We start from the raw sequence: 19,902 nt of genomic DNA on the forward strand, positions 1-19,902 counted from the left end.
TATCCGATACAGCGGTGTATTGGCTAGAGTGGGTCTACCGCCAGACCGAGGAGGACCCGCCGTGACCACCACCGAGCACGCCACCAGCGTGCGTTCCCCGCGCCGTGAGCGCACCCGGGAGCGCCTGCTCGACGCGGCGCTCGACGTGTTCGCCGAGGTCGGGATGCAGGCGACCTCCATCGAGGCCGTCTGCGAGGCGGCCGGTTTCACGCGCGGTGCGTTCTACTCCAACTTCGCCTCCAAGGAGGAGCTGTTCCTCGCGCTCATGCAGCGCGACGCCAAGCGTCAGCTCCGGGCGCTCGAGCAGGCCGTCGAGACGCTCGACGCCGACAGCCTGGCCACGCCGGAGGGGTTCCGCGCCTCCCTGGGCACCGTCATGGCGGCCGTCCGACCGGACGGCGGGGCGCGCCGGCAGTGGTGCCTGGTGGCCGCCGAGTTCGAGCTCCTCGCGCTGCGCGACCCCGCCGTGGCCGAGCTCTACCTGACGGAGCACCGGCGGATCCGGGCAGAGGTGGGCGCCGTGCTCGAGCGCATCCTCGACAGCCTGGGGCTCCGGTTCGTCGTGGACATGCCCACGGCCGTCGACCTGCTGATGTCCGCCGAGGACGCCGCCGGACGGACGGACCTCCTCGAACGGTCGACGGGCGGCGCGGACGAACCCGCGCCTGCGCCCGCCCGTCGCCTCGAGGCCCTCGTCGACCTGCTCCTCGCCCCGCGGGAGGACCGGTCGGCTACTTGATGGCGCCCATCGACAGACCGCGCACGAGCTGCTTCTGAGCGATCCACCCGGCAATGATGACCGGCAACGAGGCCAGCAGGGCCGCGGCGCACAGCCGGGCGAGGAACAGACCCTCGCTCGTCATCGTCGAGACGATGAACAGCGGCACGGTGGCCGCCTGCGAGGCGGTGAGGTTCAGCGCGAAGAAGAACTCGTTCCACGCGAAGATCACGCAGATGAGCGCGGTCGCGGCGATGCCCGGCGCGACCATCGGCAGCAGGACGGAGCGCATGGTCCGCAGCAGCCCCGCACCGTCGACCGACGCCGCCTCGAGGACCTCGGCGGGCACCTCCTGGAGGAACGAGCGCATCATCCACACGGCGATCGGCAGGTTCATCGCCGTGTAGAGCACCACCAGGGTCCAGATGTTGTCCAGGACCTTCAGCTGGCCCGCGATGACGTAGATCGGGACGATGACCGCCACGACCGGCAGCATCTTCGTCGAGATGAAGAAGAACAGCACGTCGCCGACCTTCTCCACCGGCCGGATCGACAGGGCGTAGGCGGCCGGGACACCGAGCAGCAGCACCAGCATCGTCGAGAACCCGGTCGCGATGAGGGAGTTCGCCACGTAGGTGCCCGACTCGCCGACGACGGCGCGGAACTGGTCGAGCGTGGGCTCGAAGAAGAACGTGGGCGGGTTCGACGACGCCTGGCTCTCCTGCTTGAAGGCCGTCATCGCCATCCAGGCGACGGGGAAGAAGAACCCGATGGCCAGGATCCACGTGAGAGCCGTCAGGAGCGTGCCCGTGGTCCGACGGCGGGGACGCCGCGCACCGCCGGGCGCGGCGGGCCGTGAGGAGGTCGGGGCCGGTGCGGTGGTGGTCATGAGCGCTCCTTGACGTCGAAGCTGCGGAAGATGAGGCGCAGCGCGGCCATCGCGACGAAGATCGTCGCGATCACGACGACCACACCCATCGCGGCGGCCTGGCCCACGTCGAAGCCGAGGAACGCGCGCTGGTAGATGTAGAAGGGCAGGTTGGCGCTCGCCGTGCCGGGCCCGCCCGCCGTCATGAGGTAGATCTGGTCGAACGTGTTGACCACGTAGATGATCCCGAGCAGCACGCCCAGCTCCACGTAGCGGCGCAGGTGCGGCATCGTGATCCACGTGAACGTGCGCCACGGGCCGGCGCCGTCGACCGACGCCGCCTCGAGGACGTCCTTCGGCTGCGCCTGCAGGCCGGCGAGGACGAGCAGCATCATGAACGGCGTCCACTGCCACACGAGCGCCATGAGGATCGCGACGATCGGGTACGTCGACGTCCAGTCCACCGGGTCGATCCCGACGAGGCCCAGCGTCCAGTTGAACAGGCCGTACGTCGGGTTGAGCATCGCCATCGACCAGAGCACCGAGCTCGCGACGGGCATGATGAGGAACGGGGTGATGAGCAACGTCCGGGCCACGCCCCGCCCGCGGAACGGCCGGTCGAGGAGCAGCGCGAGCACGATGCCCAGGGCCATCGCGACCAGCACGCACCCCAGCGTGATGACGACCGAGTTCACCGCCGCGCCGCGGAACGTCGAGTCGCCGACGATGTCCCCGTAGTTGGCGAACCCGACGAACAGGTCGGAGTCGGGGCGCAGCAGGTTGCGCGAGTGCAGCGAGTACCAGATCGTCACGAGGAACGGGATCTGCGTGACGACGATCGTGAAGAGCAGCGCCGGCAGCAGCGGTCCCCGGCGGCGCCAGCGCTCGGCGCGGCTCATCGTGTGCTCGGCGCGCGCGGCGCGCTGCTCCTGCGCGCGGCGCGCGCTCGCCGCCTGGGTCGTGAGCGTGGTCATCAGGAGCCTCCGTCGGTGGTGGCTGCGGCGTCGGCCTCGTCCCGATAGGTCTCGGCGACGGTCTCGGCGTAGGACTGGGACTGCTCGAGCGCCTCGGTGACGGTCTGCTGCCCCGCGATCGCGGCCGACATCTGCTGGCCGACCCGCGTGCCGAGATCCTGGAACTCCGGGATGCCCACGAACTGGATGCCCGGGTACGGGACGGGTTCGACCATCGTGTTGTCCTGGGTCGCCTCGCCCATCGAGCGCAACGTGGCGTCGGCGTAGGCCGCGGAGACCTCGGCGTACTCGGGCAGCTCGTAGGTGGACAGCCGGCTCCCCGGCGGCACCCGCTCCCAGGACAGCTCCTCGCCCACGAGCTCGATGTAGTCCTGGTCGGTCATCCAGGACACGAAGTCCCACGCCGCGTCCTTGTGCTCGGACGTCGACGGGATCGCCAGCGACCAGGAGTAGAGCCACCCGGCCGCGTCCGTCTCGCTGACGGGGGCCGGGGCGTAGCCGACGTCGCCGGCGACGTTCGACGACGCCGGGTCCTCGACGCTGGAGACCATCGAGGTCGCGTCGTACCACATGGCCGCGTTGCCCTGGGAGAACCGGGTGAGGCAGTCACCGAACCCGGAGGTCGCGGCCCCGGGCTGCCCGTACCGCTGGACCGTGTCGACGTACGTCTCGACCGCCTCGCGGACCTCGGGGCTGTCGAGGCGGGCGTTCCAGCCCTCGTCGAACCAGCGCCCGCCGAAGGTGTTGATGGCGGTGCCCATCGGGGCCATGACCTCGCCCCAGCCGGCCAGCCCGCGCAGGCAGACGCCCGAGAAGTCCCGGGCCGGGTCGTGCAGCTCGGCGGCGAGGTCGCGGACGTCGTCCCACGTGGGACGCTCGGGCATCTCCAGGCCCCGTTCGTCGAACACGTCCTGGCGGTAGGCGAGGAACGACGACTCCCCGTAGAACGGCACCGAGTAGAGGTCTCCGTCCACCGACAGGGCCTCCCGGACGCTGGGCACGAAGTCGTCGGGCTCGTAGCCCTCGGTGGCGTCGGCGTACGGCTGGAGGTTCTCGATCCAGCCGTTCTCGGCCCACATCGGCGTCTCGTAGTTGGAGATCATCACGACGTCGAACTCGCCGCCGCCCGTCGCGACGGACGCGGTGATCTTCGCCCGCGCCTCGTTCTCCGGGAGGCTGACGAACCGGACGTCGATGCCGGGGTGCTCGGCACGGAAGTGGTCCTGCAGGGAGATGGCGTCCTGCATCTGCGGGTTGGAGACGATCGCGACGACGATCTGCTCACCGTCGCCGCCGACGGCACCTGCGCCGGCACACCCGGCGAGTCCGAGGGCGACCGCCGTGGCCGCGGCGACGGCACCGGGCGCTGTCCGTCGGTCAGGTCGGCGTCGCGCGCCGGATGGTCGGAACATCGTTGTCCTCACGTCGAGACGGTTCGCTCATCTGAGAGCAACCTTGCTGCTCATCTGAAGCGACCATAGTCCGATATGCTCACGTGAGCAAGGCCATCCGCTCAAACTCTCGCCCAGCGTCGCCGCGAGGAGAGACGAGGACCCGTGACCGATCCCGACCACCTCCGCCTCCTCGTCGAGGTGAGCACCGACTACTACCTCGACGGTCGGTCCAAGGTGGAGATCTCCAAGCACCGCGGGATCTCCCGCTTCCAGGTCGCCCGCCTGCTCACCGAGGCCCGGGAGAGCGGTGTGGTGCAGATCGAGATCGCGGCGCCGGCCCACCTCGACGCGGGGCGCGCGCGGCTCCTGGCCGAACGCCTCGGCGCGCACGAGGTCGTGATCGTCCCGGGGGGCGCCGACCGGGACAGCACCCGCGACCTGCTCGCCCGCGAGCTGGCACGCATCGTCGCCGCCCGGGTCCGCGCCGGCACGACCGTCGGGGTCTCGTGGTCCCGGACCATCGAGGCGGCGGTCCGCACGCTCGGGACGCTGCCGCCCTGCGACGTCGTCCAGCTCGTCGGTGCGCTCCCGGTGCACGGCAGCGGCAACTCGCTCGAGCTCATCCAGCGCTTCACCAGCATGGAGGGCGTGCGCACCTGGCCGGTCTGGTCCCCCCTGCTCGTCGGCGACCCGGCCACGGCAGCAGGGATGCGGCACCAGCCGGAGATCGCGGCGGCGCTCGACCGGGCCGACCGCCTCGACCTCGCCGTCGTGTCGATCGGGGCGTGGAACTCCACCGGGTCGACCGTCCACCCCCAGGTGACCGACGCCGAACGACGCGCCGCGACCGAGAACGGCGCCGTCGCGGAGTGCTCCGGGCGGCTCTTCGACTCCCGTGGCCGAGCCGTCGTCACGCCGCTGGACGCCCGGGTCGTGGGCGTCACGCTCGACCAGCTCGTCCGCACCCCCGAGGTGATCGCGATCGGCTACGGCACCGAGGCCGCCGCCGGGCTGCGCGGTGCCGTCCTGGGCGGGATCGCCTCCGTGCTCGTCATGGACGACGCTGCCGCCGTCGAGCTCGAGCGCCTGCTGGCGGACCCGCCCGCCGGCACGCCGTGACCACGGCCGACAGGACCCGAGGCGCTCGCCTGGCCACCCACGGCGCCGTCGCCACCGCGCTGTCGCTGTGCAGCGACCACCGGCTGCGCGAGCTCGTCGACGCCGCCGTGCCGATCGGTGCCGGCATCGGCGGAGAGACCCTCCGGCTGGACGTCGACGGCACGCCGGTCTTCGTCAAGCAGGTGCGCCTGACCGACCTCGAACGGCAGCCGGAGCACGTCCGCTCTGACGGGTGCTGCCGGACGGCGGCCACCCGCTGCCCGAGGAGCTGGTCGACGTGGACCGGGCCGTCACCTACTGGGGTGGCGGACCGGCGGTGCGCCGGCGGATCGAGGACCTGCAGGGGTCGTCCGCGAGCCTGCTGCTGTTCCTGGAGCACATCCCGCAGACCCTGCACGACTGGCTGAGCGCCCGGATGGACGCCGGCGGCGAGGCCGACGAGCAGGCCCTCGCCTGGGTGGACGACGAGCTGAGCGCAGGCGTGTCGTTCATGAACGGCCGCGGGTTGCTGCACCTGGACACCCACTTCGAGAACATCCTGACCGACGGCCACCGGCTCTACCTCGCCGACTACGGGTTGGCGATCTCCTCGCGCTTCGACCTCGCGACGGAGGAGATCGCGTTCGTCGACGAGCACGCGGCCTACGACCGGGACTATGCCGCGACGTACCTGGTGAACTGGCTGGCCGTCGCGATGTACGGGTACCAGGGCGACGAACGGCGGGCGTTCGTGCGCGCCTGCGCCCAGGGGGACCTCCCGGAGGACGCCCCCGCGACGGTCGCGACGATCCTCGCGCGCGACGCGCCCGTCGCCGCGGTGGTGGGCGACTTCCACCATCGCTTCCAGCAGGAGAGCCGGGAGACGCCCTACCCACGGAAGGCAGCCCGCCGGACGGGGTGACAGGAGGGGTGCTAGGCGCTCCGGGTCGAGGCACGCACCTCGCGGACGAGCCGCGTGCCGGAGTCGAAGACATCCCTGAACTGCTGTTGCCCGCGCTCCCCGATCCCGTTCCGGGCCGCTGCCTCGCGCCACCGGTCGACGACCGCGGCCACGACTTCCATCGCATCACCGGCATCCGCGGCCGACATGCCGAACTCGGCAGCCACGTCGATCAGCGCCTCGAAGCGGCTCACCCGATCCGCGCTGACGAAGCCGATCGAGGTGGCCGGAGCACGGTCGTACAGGTCGGGGTTGACGTCGAAGGCCGGCGCCAAGCGCCATCCGCCACGCGCGTGAAGGAAGCCGTGGTTCCGCAGGTGATCATCGGTGTTGTTGACCGTCGTGAAGAACAGCGCGCGCAGCCAGAGCTCGCGCAGGTCGGCCGTCACGTCGCTCCCGTGGGTCGCGAGCGACTCGGCGACCTCCAGGTAGTCGAACGATGCGCCGTCGACGCCGCCGACCAAGGACATCGCGCTCGCATAGGCGAGTCGGCGTCCTCGTCCGTCCCGGTCGAACCGGTCCAGGACCAGGACCGACCGGCCGTCGACCGTGAGGAGACGACGCCCCGGTACACGGATGCCGGCCTGCTCGGCGAGGTCGAGCATGGTCATCTCCCAGGCCATGACGTCCCAACGGTCACCCGGGTGCGGGAACTTCGCGATCTGCAGCTGGTGACCGTCGCGGACGGACGCCTTGGGCCGCGCCCCACCGAGGGAACCGGTCCCGGCGTCGAGGAGCAGCTCGACCTCGGCAAGGTCGTCGCTGTCGCTGGCCACGCGCTCGGCGGCACGCATCAGCCTCGGCAGCTCGATGAGCCGCGGGACGTGCGGGTCTGGTGCGAGGAAGTCGACATCATCGGCGGTCGTGTACCGGAGCGCGCCCTGCCGGGTCAGGTCGGCCACGCCGAGCAGGTCGTCGACCTCACGGATTGTCGCGGGCGCGTGGTCGTCCCGCGCACGGTACCGGATCTGCTTGTCGATCAGGTTGCGCCCCCACCTGTCCGGCGCGGTGTCGGCGACGGCGCCCGGCAGACCTGCCACCTGGTGGCGTGAGACGGCCACCGGCAGATCAGGACTGATGCTGAACGCGTCGCGCCGCCCGAGGTACGTGGGGTCGTAGACGAACGACGTGGACGTGGTGCCACGCCTCTCGGTGATGTACGCGGTGCCCGCCCGAACAGTGTCGCCGGACAGCTCCACGTGGACGTCGATCTGGACGACTCCTGCTCGGCTCATCGGCGCACCCGCTGCGGCAGGGTCTCGTCAGCCCGCGCCCGCCCGAGGTCGGTCTCGTAGGGGTCGAGCGCCTCGACGACACGGTCGAGCTGCCCCAGTGCACGAAGGACGGACAGGAGCACGCCGCTCCCCACGGCGGGGTCGCCGTGCTCGAGCCGACGAAGAGTGCCCCGGTTGATCCCCGCGCGCTCTGCGAGCTGCTCTGCGGTCAGTCCCTGCAGCTTGCGCCACGTGCTCACGTGCTCGCCCAGCTGAGCCGCGGACCGGCGAACGCGGAGTGAGAGAGGTCGAGTAGCCACGGGTGCTCCAATGCTCGCTGCGAGCACCACTCTCGCAGATAATGGTCGTTCTATCAATCTTTACGACGAGGCTCAGCCCACCAGACGCTCGACCGTCGCCCGGGCGCCGTCGCGGTGCAGGGACTCCAGCGCCGCGAGGTAGGCGGCCGTGAAACGCTGGTCGTCCACGAGGTCGCCGAACAGCTCGCGGTCGCGCAGGAACGCGAGCGGATCCTCCCCGTGCCGCGCCGCGGCGGCCCGGAGCCGGTCCGCCAGGCGGTCCACGACCTCGATCGGCTCGCCCTGCTCGTCGACACCCTCGTCGTAGCGCGCCCAGGCGGCGACGACGGCGGCCGCCCGGTGGATCTCGCCGCCGGCGGCCAGGTTCTCCCGCACCACCGGCAGCAGCCACTTCGGGATCCGGTCGGAGGACTCGGCGCACAGCCGCGCGAGCGTGTCCCGCACCGCGGGGTTGGCGAACCGCTCGATGAGCGTGCGCCGGTAGTCGCCGAGGTCGATGCCGGGGACCGGCTGCAGCGTGGGCGTCGCCTCGCGCTCCATGTAGTCGAGCAGGAACCGCACGAACGCCTTGTCGGCGCAGACCTCGTGGGCGTACCGGTAGCCGGTGAGGTAGCCGAGGTAGCACAGCGCCTGGTGGCTCGCGTTGAGCAGCCGCAGCTTCATGAGCTCGTACGGCTCGACGTCGCCGACCACCTGGACGCCGACCTCCTCCAGCGGCGGGCGGCCGTCGGCGAAGCGGTCCTCGAGCACCCACTGGGTGAAGGGTTCGGCGACCACGGGCCAGGCGTCGTCGACCCCGAACCGCTCGGCGACCATCGCGCGGTCGTCGTCCGTGGTGACCGGGGTGATCCGGTCGACCATCGAGTTGGGGAACGGGACGTGCTCCTCGATCCACGCCCCCAGCTCCGGGTCCTTGAGCCGCGCGAACGCGCCGAACATGCGGTGCGCGACCTCGCCGTTGCCCTGGATGTTGTCGCAGCTCATCACCGTGAACGGCGCGACCCCCCGGTCCCGACGGCGGCGCAGCGCCTCGGTGACGAGGCCGAACGACGTCCCGGGTACGGCGCCGGGGGCGAGGTCCGCCCGCACGGCCGGGTCGGACTCGTCGAACTCCCCGGTCACCGGGTGGACGTTGTAGCCGCCCTCGGTGACGGTGAGCGAGACGATGCGGATCTCGGGCGAGGCCATCTTCTCGATGACCGCCTCCGGGTCGTCCGGCGCGAGCAGGAAGTCCACGACCGATCCGATCACGCGACCCTCGAGCGTCCCGTCCGGGTGCTTGAGGACCAGGGTGTACAGCCCACCCTGGGAGCGCAGCGCATCGCGCATCCGTGCGTCGTGCGGCAGCACCCCGACCCCGCAGATCGCCCAGTCGAGCGCCTTGCCCTGGGCCATCAGCCGGTCGAGGTACATCGCCTGGTGCGCCCGGTGGAACCCGCCCACCCCCACGTGCACGATGCCGGCACGGAGGGTGGACCGGTCGTAGGTCGGCACGGCGAGCGTCTCGGCCCCGGCGGAGTCTCGGAGGGTCTGCACGGTCTCGTCGGTGAGTGCTGTCATGGCGCGTCCTTGCTCCGTGGGGTCCTGGGATCCCAACGTAACAGATGAGCGCCATCGCGTCTCACATATGAGCACCCCCGGCTGTCAGCCGAGCGTCACGGGCAGCACCCGGTCCCCCTCCCCCGCCGGGACATCCAGCACGTGCTCGGCCAGGAACGCCAGCACCCCCGCGTACCAGACCTTCGCGTGCTGCGGCGAGAGCACCCAGTGGTTCTCGGTCGGGAAGTACAGGAACCGGTGCACCGTCGTGCCGTCGTCGGCCGCGGGGAGCCCGGAGTCCGCCAGCAGCTCACGCCACAGCCGCAGCCCCTCGCCGATCGGCACCCGGTAGTCCTTGTCGCCGTGGACCACCAGCATCGGCGTCCGGATGTCCCCTACGTACCGGTGCGGGCTGTGCGCCGCGGCCATCTCCGGCGTCATCTCGCGCGCCCAGTAGTAGGCGTGGTCCGTCGTCGGCCCGAACTGGTCCAGCGCCCACAGCGAGGCGTGGGTGACGATCGCGCGGAACCGGTCCGTGTGCCCCGCCACCCAGTTGGCCATGTAGCCACCGAACGACCCGCCCATCGCCGCCGTCCGCGAGGCGTCGATCTCGTCGAGCGCCTCCGCGGCGTCGGTGATCGCCAGCAGGTCGGTGTAGGGCTTGTCGCCCCACGCGCCCCAGCCGCGCTGCACGAACTCCTGCCCGTACCCGGTCGACAGCGCCGGGTCCGGCAGCAGCACCGCGTAGCCGCGGGCCACCATGATCCACGGGTTCCAGCGCCACGACCAGGCGTTCCACGAGTTCAGCGGCCCCCCGTGGATCCACAGCAGCAGCGGTGCCGGGTCCGACGCCGACGCCCCTGCCGGCAGCGCCAGCCAGGCCCGCACCCGCGCGCCGTCGGGCGCCGTCGTCTCCACCTCGGTGAGCGTGCCCGGCAGCTCCGGCGCCGGTGCGGGCGACGGGAGCACGACGGCGGGCAGCGCCGCACGCTCGCCCGGCGCGCCGGACGCGAGGAAGCCGCGCAGGTCGATCCGGACCGGCTCCGACGGCGCGGCGTAGGACGTGCGCAGCGCGTAGACCGCCGCACCGTCCGGTGCGACGCGGACGTCGGTGAACGTCGCGTCGTCGGCCGTCACCTGCTCGACGGTCACGGGGCCCTCGCCCGGGGCGCCGTCGAAGGTGAGCAGGAAGACCGGGCCGCGGCCGTCGTCGTCCGCCGTGATCAGCAGGCCCGCGGAGTCGGGGAGCCAGGTCAGCGACGTGGGCCAGCGGTCCCAGTCGTCGGCCAGCACCTCGGGCTCGCCGCCGCCGTCCAGCGGCACCAGCCCCGCGCGCACCACCGGCGGGTCGGACGGCGAGGTGACCGTCGAGGTCACGTAGGCGACCCAGCGCCCGTCGGGCGAGACGACCGGCGAGCCGACGTCGGCGTCCGGGTCGTCGACCAGCGTGCGCCGCTCACCCGTCGCCGTATCGATCGCCACGAGCGTCTCGCGGCGTGCGGCCCCCGGGTCGTCGACGGTCCAGCCGGTCACCAGGGTCGCGCCGTCGGGCGAGAGCGCGGCATCGGCCTCGTCGAGCTGTCGGCCCGCCCCCGTGAGCTGGCGCAGGTCGACCCGCTCACCCTCGGCCAGACCGTCGAGCGTCAGCACGAAGCGGCGGTCCGCGTCCGGGCCGAGGTCATGGTCCCAGTGCCGCACGGGGTGGCCCGTGTGCCAGATCGCGTCCACCTCGAGGTCCTTGCGGGCCTGGCGCAGGGCCGCGTCCTCGGTGAGGTCCTCGGCGGACGGCAGGACGGGCGACGTGACCGACACGACGTCGGCGGACCGCGCGGGGCGCACGCCGCCGACGCCACCCGGAGCCGTCGCGACGACCCGTGCCTCGCCGCCGTCGGCCGGCAGCATCCACAGAGCGGCGCGGGCGTCATCGTCCGGCGCGCCGTCGGGGTCGGGCCGGGCGGAGGTGAACAGCAGGTCGCCCCGGGCGGTGAACGCCGCGGAGGACTCGCCCTTCGCGCTCCTGGTCAGGCGCCGGGCCGGACGGTCGCCGGCCGGGTCGACCTCCCACAGCGACGACACGTACCCCGTGCGTCCGTGGTCGAGCGTCTGCACGGACGTCACCAGCCGGGTGCCGTCGGGGCTGAGCACCAGCCCGCCGAGGCGGCCGAGCGCGAGGTAGGCGTCGAGGTCGTGGAACGGGGTGGGCGGGGTCGGAGCGGTATCCGGCGTGGTGTCCTGGGTCACCTCACCGGGTCTACCACACGGAGCTCCCGGCGCGGTGGAGACGGCGGTCGCGCGGCCCCACGTGGCCCCGCTCGGAGCGCCACCACGACCCTGCGGGAACGCCGGGAGGAACCGTAGGTGAACACTGGCCGAACACCTTGTCCACAGGCCGCTCCGGCCTTGAACGGCGGCCGCCCGCTCAGGCAGATTCTGGACGTGAACCACGACAGCGCCCTGCCACCGCTCCCCGCCAAGGTCGACCTCGCCGTCGTCGGGGCGGGCGCGGTCGGGCTGGCTCACGCCGTCGAGGCGCAGGCGCGCGGCCTCTCGGTGCTCGTGGTCGACGCAACCCCCCGCCCGGTCGGCAACACCGCGCGACGCGGTGGCCACCTCGCGATCACCACCCAGGACTCGACCGCGCTCGCCTGTGCGCTGGCGTCCCGCGAACGGTGGCTCAAGATCGGCCGGGAGGCGGGCTTCGGCGTGCGGGAGAGCGGGGCCGTCGTCGTCGCGCGGCACGCGGACGAGCTCGCCGTCCTGGACGACCTGGTCGCCGCCCGGGCCGGCGACGCCACGCTGCTGACCGGGCCGCAGGTCGCGGACCGCACGCCCGTGCAGGACGCCGCCGGCGGAGCGTTCCTGCCCCTGGACCTGCGGGTGGAGCCGGCCTCCGCGCTCGGCATCACGGCGGACTGGCTCGCGGGCCGCCCCCAGGTGCACGTCGCCTGGTCGACGGCCGCGCAGACCTTCGACGCCGGCAGCGGCTGCACCCTCGTGCGCACGTCCCGGGGCGAGGTCGTCGCCAAGCGGGTCGTCGTCGCCGTGGGCCACGACGTCGGCCAGCTCTTCGGCGACGTCGGCGACCGGCTGCTGCCCGTCCGTCGCCAGATGCTGCGGGTCACCTCACCGCTGCCCGAGGGCGTCCCCGCCGCCGAGCGACTGGCGACCGGCCCCGTGCTCGTCGGGGCCAGCACGCTCCTGCGAGACACCGCCTACCTGCACAGCCGCGCACTCGGCGAGGTCCGTGAACGGCTGCGTGCCCGGCACCCCGACCTGCTCGCGGCCGAGATCCACCTGACGCTCACCGCCCAGCCCGACGGGTCCGTCGTCGTCGGCGACGGTCGTGCCCCCGCGGACGCGACGGGTCGCTCCGAGGAGGTCGACGAGCTGCTGCTGCGCGAGACGACGACGCTGCTCGGCACCGAGCGGCCCGTGGTCCGCAACCGGTGGTCGGTCACGGAGGTGGTGCGCACCCCGGGCCACGGCAGCGACGACCCGTTCGTCGTGACCGAGCCGCTGCCCGGCGTCCGCACGGTGACGGTCGCGGACGGGCTGGCGACGACGACGGCACTCGGCCTCGCGCCCCGCGTGCTCGACGCGCTGTTCTGACCCGCCGCGCCGAACAGGAACCTGCGCCCGTATCGACCCCTCATTGCGGGCTCAACCTCCTGTTCGGCCGTGGTCAGCGGCCGGCCGGATCGTCCCGCTCGGCCATGCGCGCCAGCATGTCGTTGTAGGCGGTCAGCTCGGCGTCACCGTCGCGCTCGGCCTGACGGTCGCGGCGCCGGGCCTCGCGCTCGTCCGAGCGGGTCCACTGGAGCGCGACGACGATCGCCAGCGCCAGCGTCGGCAGCTCGCCGATGCCCCACGCGATCCCGCCGCCGCGCTGCTGGTCCTCGATGGCGCTCAACCCCCACTCGCGGCCCATGTTGCCGTACCAGTCGGCCACCAGCAGCGACGTACCCGTGGTGAGCACGACGCCGAAGAACGCGTGGAACACCATCGTGGCGAACAGCAGCACCAGGCGCATCGGGTAGCTGGGCCGCTGCGGACCGGGGTCGATGCCGACCAGGGCGTTCGCGAAGAGGTACCCCACGAGCGTGAAGTGCACGATCATCCACAGGTGCCCGAGGTGGTTCGTCAGGGCGAACTCGAACAGCGGCGTGAAGTAGAAGGCGATCATCCCGCCCGCGAACAGCACCGCCGCGACCACCGGCCGGGCCAGCAGCTCGCCCACCCGCGAGTGCACGAGCGCCAGCACCCATTCGCGCGGTCCCCGCGACCCGTCCTTGCGGGCCGGGACCGCGCGCAGCAGCAGCGTCACCGGCGCCGCCAGCACGAGGAGCAGCGGCACCAGCATCGCCAGGGTCATGTGCTGGACCATGTGACCGCTGAAGACGACGTGCCCGTACACGGTCGGCGCGCCGTTGGTGGTCCAGATCATCACCACCATGCCCGCGCACCACGAGACCGTGCGGCCCAGCGGCCACCGGTCCCCGCGGCGTCGCAGCCGTCGCACCCAGCGCAGGTACATCACGACCCCCGCGACGCAGGCGAAGGCGAGGATCGGCTCGACGGCCCACTCCGTGAGCCACCGGGACGCGGTGGGCTCGGGCGGCAGCGGGTAGCCGGTGAGCTGGTAGGCGGGCGAGGCGTCGACCGGCACCTCGTCCGGCACGGGCGGCGCGGTCGACCCGAGCGCGACCGCCACCCCGGAGACCGCGCCGATGACCAGCAGCTCGACGGCGAGGAGCTGCCAGAACAGCCGCCGCACGAGGCCGGTGCCCTCGCGCGGGGCGCTGTCCAGCCGGCCGATGATCCAGCTCCGGTGCGCCCAGCCGAGCACCCCGAGGGCCGCCGTCAGCGCCGCCTTGACGAGCACCAGCACGCCGTACCGCGTGGCCAGGTCGTCGACCCCCTCCATGCGGATCCACGAGTTCGCGACCCCGGAGACGCCCACCGTCACCAGGCACCAGGCCGCGACGGGTGAGTAGCGCGCCACCGCCGCGGCCGTGACGCCGTCGTCCCGGAGCAGCACCAGCACGACCAGGGCCGCCAGGCCCCCGACCCACAGCGCGGCGCCGAGCAGGTGCAACCACATCGCCCCGACCGCGAGGAAGTGGTCGGCCGCGCCGGCGGCGTGCCCCGTCGTCGACTGCAGCGTCAGGGCCGCCACGGGCAGCAGCGCCGTCCACAGGGCGGCGGCCGCACCGCGGACGGCCAGCGCGAGCCCGGAGGTGAGCGCGGCGAGCGCCACGATCGCGACCGAGATCTGGCCGAGCTCCACGTCAGCGACGAACTGGGCCAGCCCCGCCCCGAAGTTGCCCGCCGTCGGCGAGAGCGCCGAGACGACCGCGTACTGCAGCACGAGCTCGACCACCGCGGCGACGGCCCACACCGCGGCAGCCCAGCCGGCGACGTCGAGCAGGCGGGCCTGCGCCCGGCCCGGCGGCACGAGGCACGCCGCGGCGAACAGGCTGCCGAGGGTCACCGAGACGCCGAGCTCGGCGAGGACGGTCGCGAGCGGCGAGCCCCAGCGGGCCACGGCGCCGGGGTCCGAGAACGTCCCCAGGGCCTCGAAGGCCCCCGAGAAGGACCCGGCGACGAGCAGCGCCAGGATCGCGGCGACGACGGCGCCCGGCCCGGCGGCGACGACCCACCACGGGCGGGACGCCGCCACCGCGGCGGGGCGCGAGGTCGGTCTGGTCTGGGCCACCCGTCCAGCCTAAGGCTGGCCCGACGGCGTGTTCGACGACCCCGGTGTGAGACGTGGCGCGTGGTGAGCCTGTCCATCAGCACCGTTCTCTCGCGCGACGATCTGCCGCGCGCTCGAGCTCGGCAGCCGCGAGGCGCCTCGCGACCGAGCCGGTCGCCGACCAGGGTGGCCCTCGATCGGGGCGGAGGATAGGGTGCGTGACGCGGCGGCCGTGGCCGCCGCCCCTTCGTCCCAGTGAGCGGTGAGCCTGTCGATGAGTTCTGCCGAGCGTCGAGGACCCGCGCGTCTGCTGCGCGGTGGTCTTGCTGCGTCCTCGGCCACGCTGGTTGCGCTGGTGTGCCACCTTGCGGGCGGCGGGCAGATGCCCGGCTGGCCCGGCATCGTCCTGCCGTTGGTGTTCTCGCTCCAGGTGTGTACCGCGCTGGCCGGCCGCGGGTTGTCGTTGTGGCGCCTTTCGGCATCGGTCGCGGTGAGCCAGCTGTTGTTCCACCTGCTGTTCGTGCTGGGCACGACGCCGGCAGGTCGCGCTCCGGCTGCTGCCGACATGCACGGTCACGCCGCGCACGGCCAAGGGGTGCTGTCGGCGGCGACCGGTCCCACGATGGAGATGGTGCACGCGTCGCCCATGATGTGGGCCTGGCATGGCGTCGCCGCTCTGGTCACGGTCGGGGTGCTGTATCGCGGCGAGCTCATGGTGTTGCGCATTCGCCAGGCCGCGGGCCGTGCGATCGGCCGCAGGCTTCCTCGCCAGGTCGCCGGCGTGCACGTCCTCGTTCCTGGTGCTCGGAGCCGGGCGGTCGCCGGTGCAGCGAACGACCGGCCCACCCATCCCGCCCCGCAGCGGTCGCCGGTGTCGCGGCGGGGTCCTCCTTTCCTCCTCGCGGTCTGAGCTCTGCATCCTGGTCGGCAGCATGCTGGCCGGGTGCTGCCCTGCACGCTCCCGCGCCGGCCCGCGTCCCTCGTGGCGGCGGGTCGCGCTGACGCCTCTGCGCGTCCGAGGAGAGGTTTCGTCATGCCCCGAACCCGCCCTGTCGTGGCAGGGGTCGCCGTGGCTGTGGTCGCGATGCTCGCGACGGCGCCCACCGCGACCGGCCACGACCAGCTGATCTCGAGCGACCCGGAGTCCGACGCACGCCTCGATGGTGCGCCGACGTCCGTGTCGTTGGAGTACAGCGCCGACATCATGGACGTGGGTGCCGCCGTCGTCGTCGCCGACGGGTCCGACGAGAACTGGGCGGCCTCGCCGCCCAGCGTCGACGGTCCGGTCGTCTCGACACAGCTCGAGCCCGGTATGCCTGACGGCGACTACGAGGTGCGTTGGCGCGTCGTGTCGTCCGACGGTCACCCCATCCAGGGGGTCGTCCGGTTCGTCGTCGGAGACGGCGGGCCGGACGCGACGGGTGCTGACCCGGCAGGGTCGCCGTCGCCGTCGTCAGACGTTTCGGCGGACGCCGACCAGGCAGGGCCGAGCTCGCAGAACTCGCAGGACCAGACCGCGCAGGAGAGCGAGGGGCTGCCACGAGCGGCCCTCGTCGGAGCGGGCGGCGCACTGGTCGCGCTCGCCCTGCTCACCATCGTCCAGCTGTTGCGCCGCCGCCACCGTGCGGACGGCGACGACGACCAGGGGCAGGACCCCTCGTCGTCGGACCGATCCTGAAAGGCACTCTCGTGACACTTCGTCACCACACCACCCCCGCACGCCTCGGCGTCGTCCTCGCCGCGGCCTCCCTCGCCCTGGTCGGCTGCTCCACCTCCGACGACGGCGCGGCTGCGTCCGAGACGTCGGCCGCGCCCGCCGGTGATTCCGTCACCATCAACGACGCGTGGGTCAAGGCCGCCGACTCCGGAATGACCGCCGCGTTCGGCAAGCTCGTCCACAACGGCTCCACGGACGCCACCGTCGTGTCCGCCACGACCGAGGCGTCCTCCGCCCTGGAGCTGCACGAAACGGTCGAGAACGACGCCGGCGAGATGGTGATGCGCGAGGTCGAGGGCGGCTTCGTCATCTCCGCCGGCCAAGAGCTGGACCTGGAGCCCGGTGGCAACCACATCATGCTCATGGACCTCACCGACCCGCTGCAGGCGGGCGAGGAGGTCACGTTCACCCTGACGTTCTCGGACGACTCGACGTACGAGTTCACGGCACCGGTCAAGGACTACTCCGGCGCCAACGAGAACTACCAGAGCGGCGACGACAACGACTCGGAGATGGACATGGGTGGGTCCGACTCCGAGACGGACATGGACCACTGATGGCGTCGCCCGGTAAGGGCGCGCGCACAGGTCGGGCCGGGTCGACCCGGCGGCAGTTCCTCCTCGGGGGAGCTGTCGCCGGCGTCGGCGCGGCCGCCGCGATCGGCGTCGACACGGTGCTGAACGCCGACCGGCCCGCGCAGCCCGTCCCGGCCGCCGCGCCGATGAACGGCGAGTCGACGGTCCCGTTCTACGGCGCCCACCAGGCAGGTATCGACACCGACGCGCAGGCGCACGGTGTCTTCGTGGCGCTCGACCTGCACGAGGGCACCGACCGCGAGGCGATGCGCCGCATGATGCGCATCCTGTCCGACGACGCGGCCCGCCTCACCCAGGGGGAGCCAGCACTAGCGGACTCCGAGCCGGAGCTCGCCGTCACGCCGGCCCGCCTGACCGTGACGTTCGCCTTCGGCCCGCGATTCGTGGTACGAGCGAAGGGTGTCGCCCCGGCGTGGCTGGCGCCCCTGCCGGCGTTCAGCGTCGACCGGCTGCAGCCCGAGCTGTCCGACGGTGACCTGCTGATCCAGATCGCCGCCGACGATCCGCTCACCGTGGCGCACGCCACCCGGATGCTGCTCAAAGACTCCCGCAGCTTCGCGAGCGTGCGCTGGACCCAACAGGGCTTCCGGCGCGCGTACGGCTCGGTCAAGCCCGGCGCCACGATGCGCAACCTGTTCGGGCAGGTCGACGGAACCTCCAACCCGTCGCCCGGCACGGCCGAGTTCGACCGCGTCGTGTGGACCCAGCACGACGGTTGGCTCGCCGGAGGCACGAGCATGGTGGTGCGCCGCATCCGCATGGACCTCGACAAGTGGGACGAGCTCGACCGAGGCGGGCGAGAGCAGTCCGTCGGCCGGACCCTGTCCACCGGGGCACCCCTGACCGGCACGGATGAGCACGACGAGCCCGACTTCGAGGCGACCACCGCCATCGGCTTTCCCGTCATCCCCGAGTTCTCGCACGTGCGCCGCGCCCGTCCCGAGGACCCCGGGCAACGCATCTTCCGCCGCGCCTACAACTACGAAGACGGAGCCACCGCCGACCGCATCTCCGATGCCGGGCTGATCTTCGTGTCCTTCCAGGCCGACGTGGACGCCCAGTTCACGCCGATCCAACAGCGCCTCGACCAGCTCGACCTCCTCAACGAGTGGACCGTCCCCGTCGGCTCCGCCGTCTTCGCCGTGCCCCCCGGGTGCGCAGACGGCGGATACGTGGGCGAGACGCTCCTGACCTGAGAGCAGACCTCATGACCCACACCCTGACCGACCCGACCACCCGACCTCCCACCGACGACGGCGGAACCGCGCCGCGCCGCAACCGTCCCTGGTTCGGCGACCTGATGCGGCGCCTGCACTTCTACGCCGGACTGCTGGTCGGGCCCTTCATCCTCGTCGCCGCGACAAGCGGCGCCCTCTACGCACTGGCCCCGACGTTCGAGCAGATCGTCTACGACGACGAGCTGCACGCACCCGCCACCGCCACGACACTCAGCCTGGGCGAACAGGTAGCGGCCGCCCAGCGGTTCGCGGCCACCGACGCGATCCCGACCGCGGTTCGTCCCGCTCCCGAACCCGGCGACACCACCCGCGTGATGTTCGCCGACGACTCGCTGGGCTCCAGCGAGACCCGCGGCATCTTCGTCGATCCAGGCACCGGCGAGGTCCGCGGCGACCTCACCGTGTACGGCACCAGCGGCTCGCTGCCGCTGCGCACCTGGATCTCCAACCTGCACCGCAGCCTCCACCTCGGTGACGCCGGGCGCTTCTACAGCGAGCTCGCCGCCTCGTGGCTGTGGATCGTCGCACTGGCTGGGGCCGCGATGTGGATCTCGAGGATCCGCAGGACCCGCCGGAAGAAGGACATGATCCGGCCGAACCTGAAGCACACCGGTTACCGGCGCTACCTGTCGATGCACACATCTCTCGGGACCTGGGTGCTCCTGGGCGCACTGTTCCTCTCCGCCACCGGCATGACGTGGTCCCAGCTCGCGGGTGCGAACATCTCGAGCCTGCGCACCGCCGCCGGCTGGGAGACACCGGCGCTGGAGACCGACCTCGGTGCCTCTCCCGCCACCTCGGACGGAGCCCACCACGACCACGACGCAGCGCCCGCCGTGCCGTCGGACGCCCTGAGCCCCGCCGCATTCGACTCGGTGTACGCCATCGCGCAACGCGTCAACATCGACGCGGCCCCGACCGAGATCAAGCCCCCCACCGAGTCCGGCTCCGCGTGGGTGGTCCGGGAGATCAAGCGCAGCTACCCCACCGCGGGCGACTCCGTCGCGATCGACGGCACCACGCTCCAGGTCACCGACCGGTCCGACGTCGACACGTTCCCGCTCATGGCCAAGCTCAGCAGCTGGGGCATCGCCCTGCACATGGGCCTCATGTTCGGCCTGCCCAACCAGCTCGTCCTCGTCCTGCTCGCTGCAGGCATCGGTGCCATGGTCGTGCTCGGCTACCTCATGTGGTGGAAGCGACGCCCCACCCGCGAACCGCGAGGGCTCGGCGGGCCCGCACCCCGACGCGGTGCACTGCGCAGCGCGCCGTGGTGGGGTGTCGCCGCGGTGCTCGCCGCCGCCATCACGATCGGCCTGTTCATCCCGCTCGTGGGATACACCCTCGCTGCGTTCGTCCTCATCGACACGGTGATCAGCGTCCTCAAGTCACGATCCGACCTCACCAACCAGCCCGCACAGCAGCAGGAAGGGCGGACACGGGGAAGCTCGCCCCGTGTCCGCCCTGTCGCGGCGCACCAGCAGGCCGAACCGGAGTAGCTACCCTCCGCTCCTGGGTGGTGCGTCGGTGGGTTGAGACCGCCGTCAGACCGGACGCGACCCCCCACCCG

17 protein-coding genes are annotated in these 19,902 nt (G+C 72.4%); 9 read left to right on the forward strand and 8 right to left on the reverse strand.

Going from position 1 to position 19,902, the window contains the following annotated elements:
- Positions 1-61: 61 nt before the first annotated feature.
- The gene (locus AC3RJ8_RS16020; RefSeq protein ID WP_489713542.1) at positions 62-739 is read left to right on the forward strand and encodes a TetR/AcrR family transcriptional regulator; all 678 of its coding nucleotides are present in this window, start codon (positions 62-64) and stop codon (positions 737-739) included.
- Here the strand turns inward: AC3RJ8_RS16020 and AC3RJ8_RS16025 are convergent.
- From AC3RJ8_RS16025 to AC3RJ8_RS16035, 3 genes are read right to left on the reverse strand one after another with little or no spacing between them, the layout of a single operon-like run.
- Complete coding sequence (locus AC3RJ8_RS16025; protein ID WP_489713543.1) at positions 732-1,607, reverse strand: carbohydrate ABC transporter permease; 876 nt, start codon at positions 1,605-1,607, stop codon at positions 732-734. The genes AC3RJ8_RS16020 and AC3RJ8_RS16025 overlap by 8 nt on opposite strands.
- On the reverse strand, positions 1,604-2,560 hold the full coding sequence (locus AC3RJ8_RS16030) for a carbohydrate ABC transporter permease (protein ID WP_489713544.1): 957 nt from the start codon (positions 2,558-2,560) through the stop codon (positions 1,604-1,606). Before AC3RJ8_RS16030 ends, AC3RJ8_RS16025 begins: the two co-directional genes overlap by 4 nt.
- Positions 2,560-3,972, reverse strand: coding sequence for an ABC transporter substrate-binding protein (locus AC3RJ8_RS16035; protein WP_407319435.1), 1,413 nt, complete (start codon positions 3,970-3,972; stop codon positions 2,560-2,562). The genes AC3RJ8_RS16030 and AC3RJ8_RS16035 overlap by 1 nt, the downstream gene beginning before the upstream one ends.
- A 144-nt stretch (positions 3,973-4,116) precedes the next feature.
- On the opposite strand from AC3RJ8_RS16035, the gene AC3RJ8_RS16040 reads away from it, so the two are divergent.
- Positions 4,117-5,073 carry a sugar-binding transcriptional regulator gene (locus AC3RJ8_RS16040; protein ID WP_407319436.1) on the forward strand — a complete coding sequence of 319 codons (957 nt, stop codon included), beginning with the start codon at positions 4,117-4,119 and terminating at the stop codon, positions 5,071-5,073.
- Between the two features lie 232 nt (positions 5,074-5,305).
- On the forward strand, positions 5,306-5,974 hold the full coding sequence (locus AC3RJ8_RS16045) for a hypothetical protein (RefSeq protein ID WP_489713545.1): 669 nt from the start codon (positions 5,306-5,308) through the stop codon (positions 5,972-5,974).
- 11 nt (positions 5,975-5,985) lie between these two features.
- Here AC3RJ8_RS16045 and AC3RJ8_RS16050 read toward each other — a convergent pair whose 3' ends face one another.
- The 4 genes from AC3RJ8_RS16050 to AC3RJ8_RS16065 all read right to left on the reverse strand — a co-directional run bounded on the left by AC3RJ8_RS16050 (position 5,986) and on the right by AC3RJ8_RS16065 (position 11,327).
- Complete coding sequence (locus AC3RJ8_RS16050; protein ID WP_489713546.1) at positions 5,986-7,248, reverse strand: type II toxin-antitoxin system HipA family toxin; 1,263 nt, start codon at positions 7,246-7,248, stop codon at positions 5,986-5,988.
- Positions 7,245-7,577, reverse strand: coding sequence for a helix-turn-helix domain-containing protein (locus AC3RJ8_RS16055; RefSeq protein ID WP_489713547.1), 333 nt, complete (start codon positions 7,575-7,577; stop codon positions 7,245-7,247). Before AC3RJ8_RS16055 ends, AC3RJ8_RS16050 begins: the two co-directional genes overlap by 4 nt.
- A gap of 42 nt (positions 7,578-7,619) precedes the next feature.
- The gene (locus AC3RJ8_RS16060; protein WP_489713548.1) at positions 7,620-9,107 is read right to left on the reverse strand and encodes a mannitol dehydrogenase family protein; all 1,488 of its coding nucleotides are present in this window, start codon (positions 9,105-9,107) and stop codon (positions 7,620-7,622) included.
- Positions 9,108-9,191: 84 nt separating this feature from the next.
- A complete protein-coding gene (locus AC3RJ8_RS16065; RefSeq protein ID WP_489713549.1) occupies positions 9,192-11,327 on the reverse strand; it encodes a S9 family peptidase in 2,136 nt (711 codons plus the stop codon).
- 195 nt (positions 11,328-11,522) lie between these two features.
- Between AC3RJ8_RS16065 and AC3RJ8_RS16070 the strand changes: the two genes are divergently transcribed.
- Positions 11,523-12,695, forward strand: coding sequence for an FAD-dependent oxidoreductase (locus AC3RJ8_RS16070; protein ID WP_489713550.1), 1,173 nt, complete (start codon positions 11,523-11,525; stop codon positions 12,693-12,695).
- 73 nt (positions 12,696-12,768) lie between these two features.
- Here the strand turns inward: AC3RJ8_RS16070 and AC3RJ8_RS16075 are convergent, their stop codons facing one another.
- A complete protein-coding gene (locus AC3RJ8_RS16075) occupies positions 12,769-14,802 on the reverse strand; it encodes a bifunctional copper resistance protein CopD/cytochrome c oxidase assembly protein (RefSeq protein WP_489713551.1) in 2,034 nt (677 codons plus the stop codon).
- Positions 14,803-15,055: 253 nt separating this feature from the next.
- Between AC3RJ8_RS16075 and AC3RJ8_RS16080 the strand changes: the two genes are divergently transcribed.
- The 5 genes from AC3RJ8_RS16080 (at position 15,056) to AC3RJ8_RS16100 (ending at position 19,831) form a co-directional block, all read left to right on the forward strand.
- Positions 15,056-15,691 carry a hypothetical protein gene (locus AC3RJ8_RS16080; RefSeq protein ID WP_489713552.1) on the forward strand — a complete coding sequence of 212 codons (636 nt, stop codon included), beginning with the start codon at positions 15,056-15,058 and terminating at the stop codon, positions 15,689-15,691.
- Positions 15,692-15,814: 123 nt separating this feature from the next.
- Positions 15,815-16,459, forward strand: coding sequence for a copper resistance CopC family protein (locus AC3RJ8_RS16085; protein ID WP_489713553.1), 645 nt, complete (start codon positions 15,815-15,817; stop codon positions 16,457-16,459).
- An 11-nt stretch (positions 16,460-16,470) separates the two neighbouring features.
- Positions 16,471-17,055 (forward strand): copper chaperone PCu(A)C, encoded by a 585-nt coding sequence (locus AC3RJ8_RS16090; RefSeq protein WP_489713554.1) that lies wholly within the window; start codon positions 16,471-16,473, stop codon positions 17,053-17,055.
- Positions 17,055-18,290, forward strand: coding sequence for a Dyp-type peroxidase (locus AC3RJ8_RS16095; protein ID WP_489713555.1), 1,236 nt, complete (start codon positions 17,055-17,057; stop codon positions 18,288-18,290). The genes AC3RJ8_RS16090 and AC3RJ8_RS16095 overlap by 1 nt, the downstream gene beginning before the upstream one ends.
- An 11-nt stretch (positions 18,291-18,301) precedes the next feature.
- Positions 18,302-19,831, forward strand: coding sequence for a PepSY-associated TM helix domain-containing protein (locus AC3RJ8_RS16100; RefSeq protein ID WP_489713556.1), 1,530 nt, complete (start codon positions 18,302-18,304; stop codon positions 19,829-19,831).
- Positions 19,832-19,902 lie beyond the last annotated feature (71 nt).

It is taken from the genome of Isoptericola sp. MSGPD8_1_ISO-PGPR-S23-394, assembly GCF_058072785.1.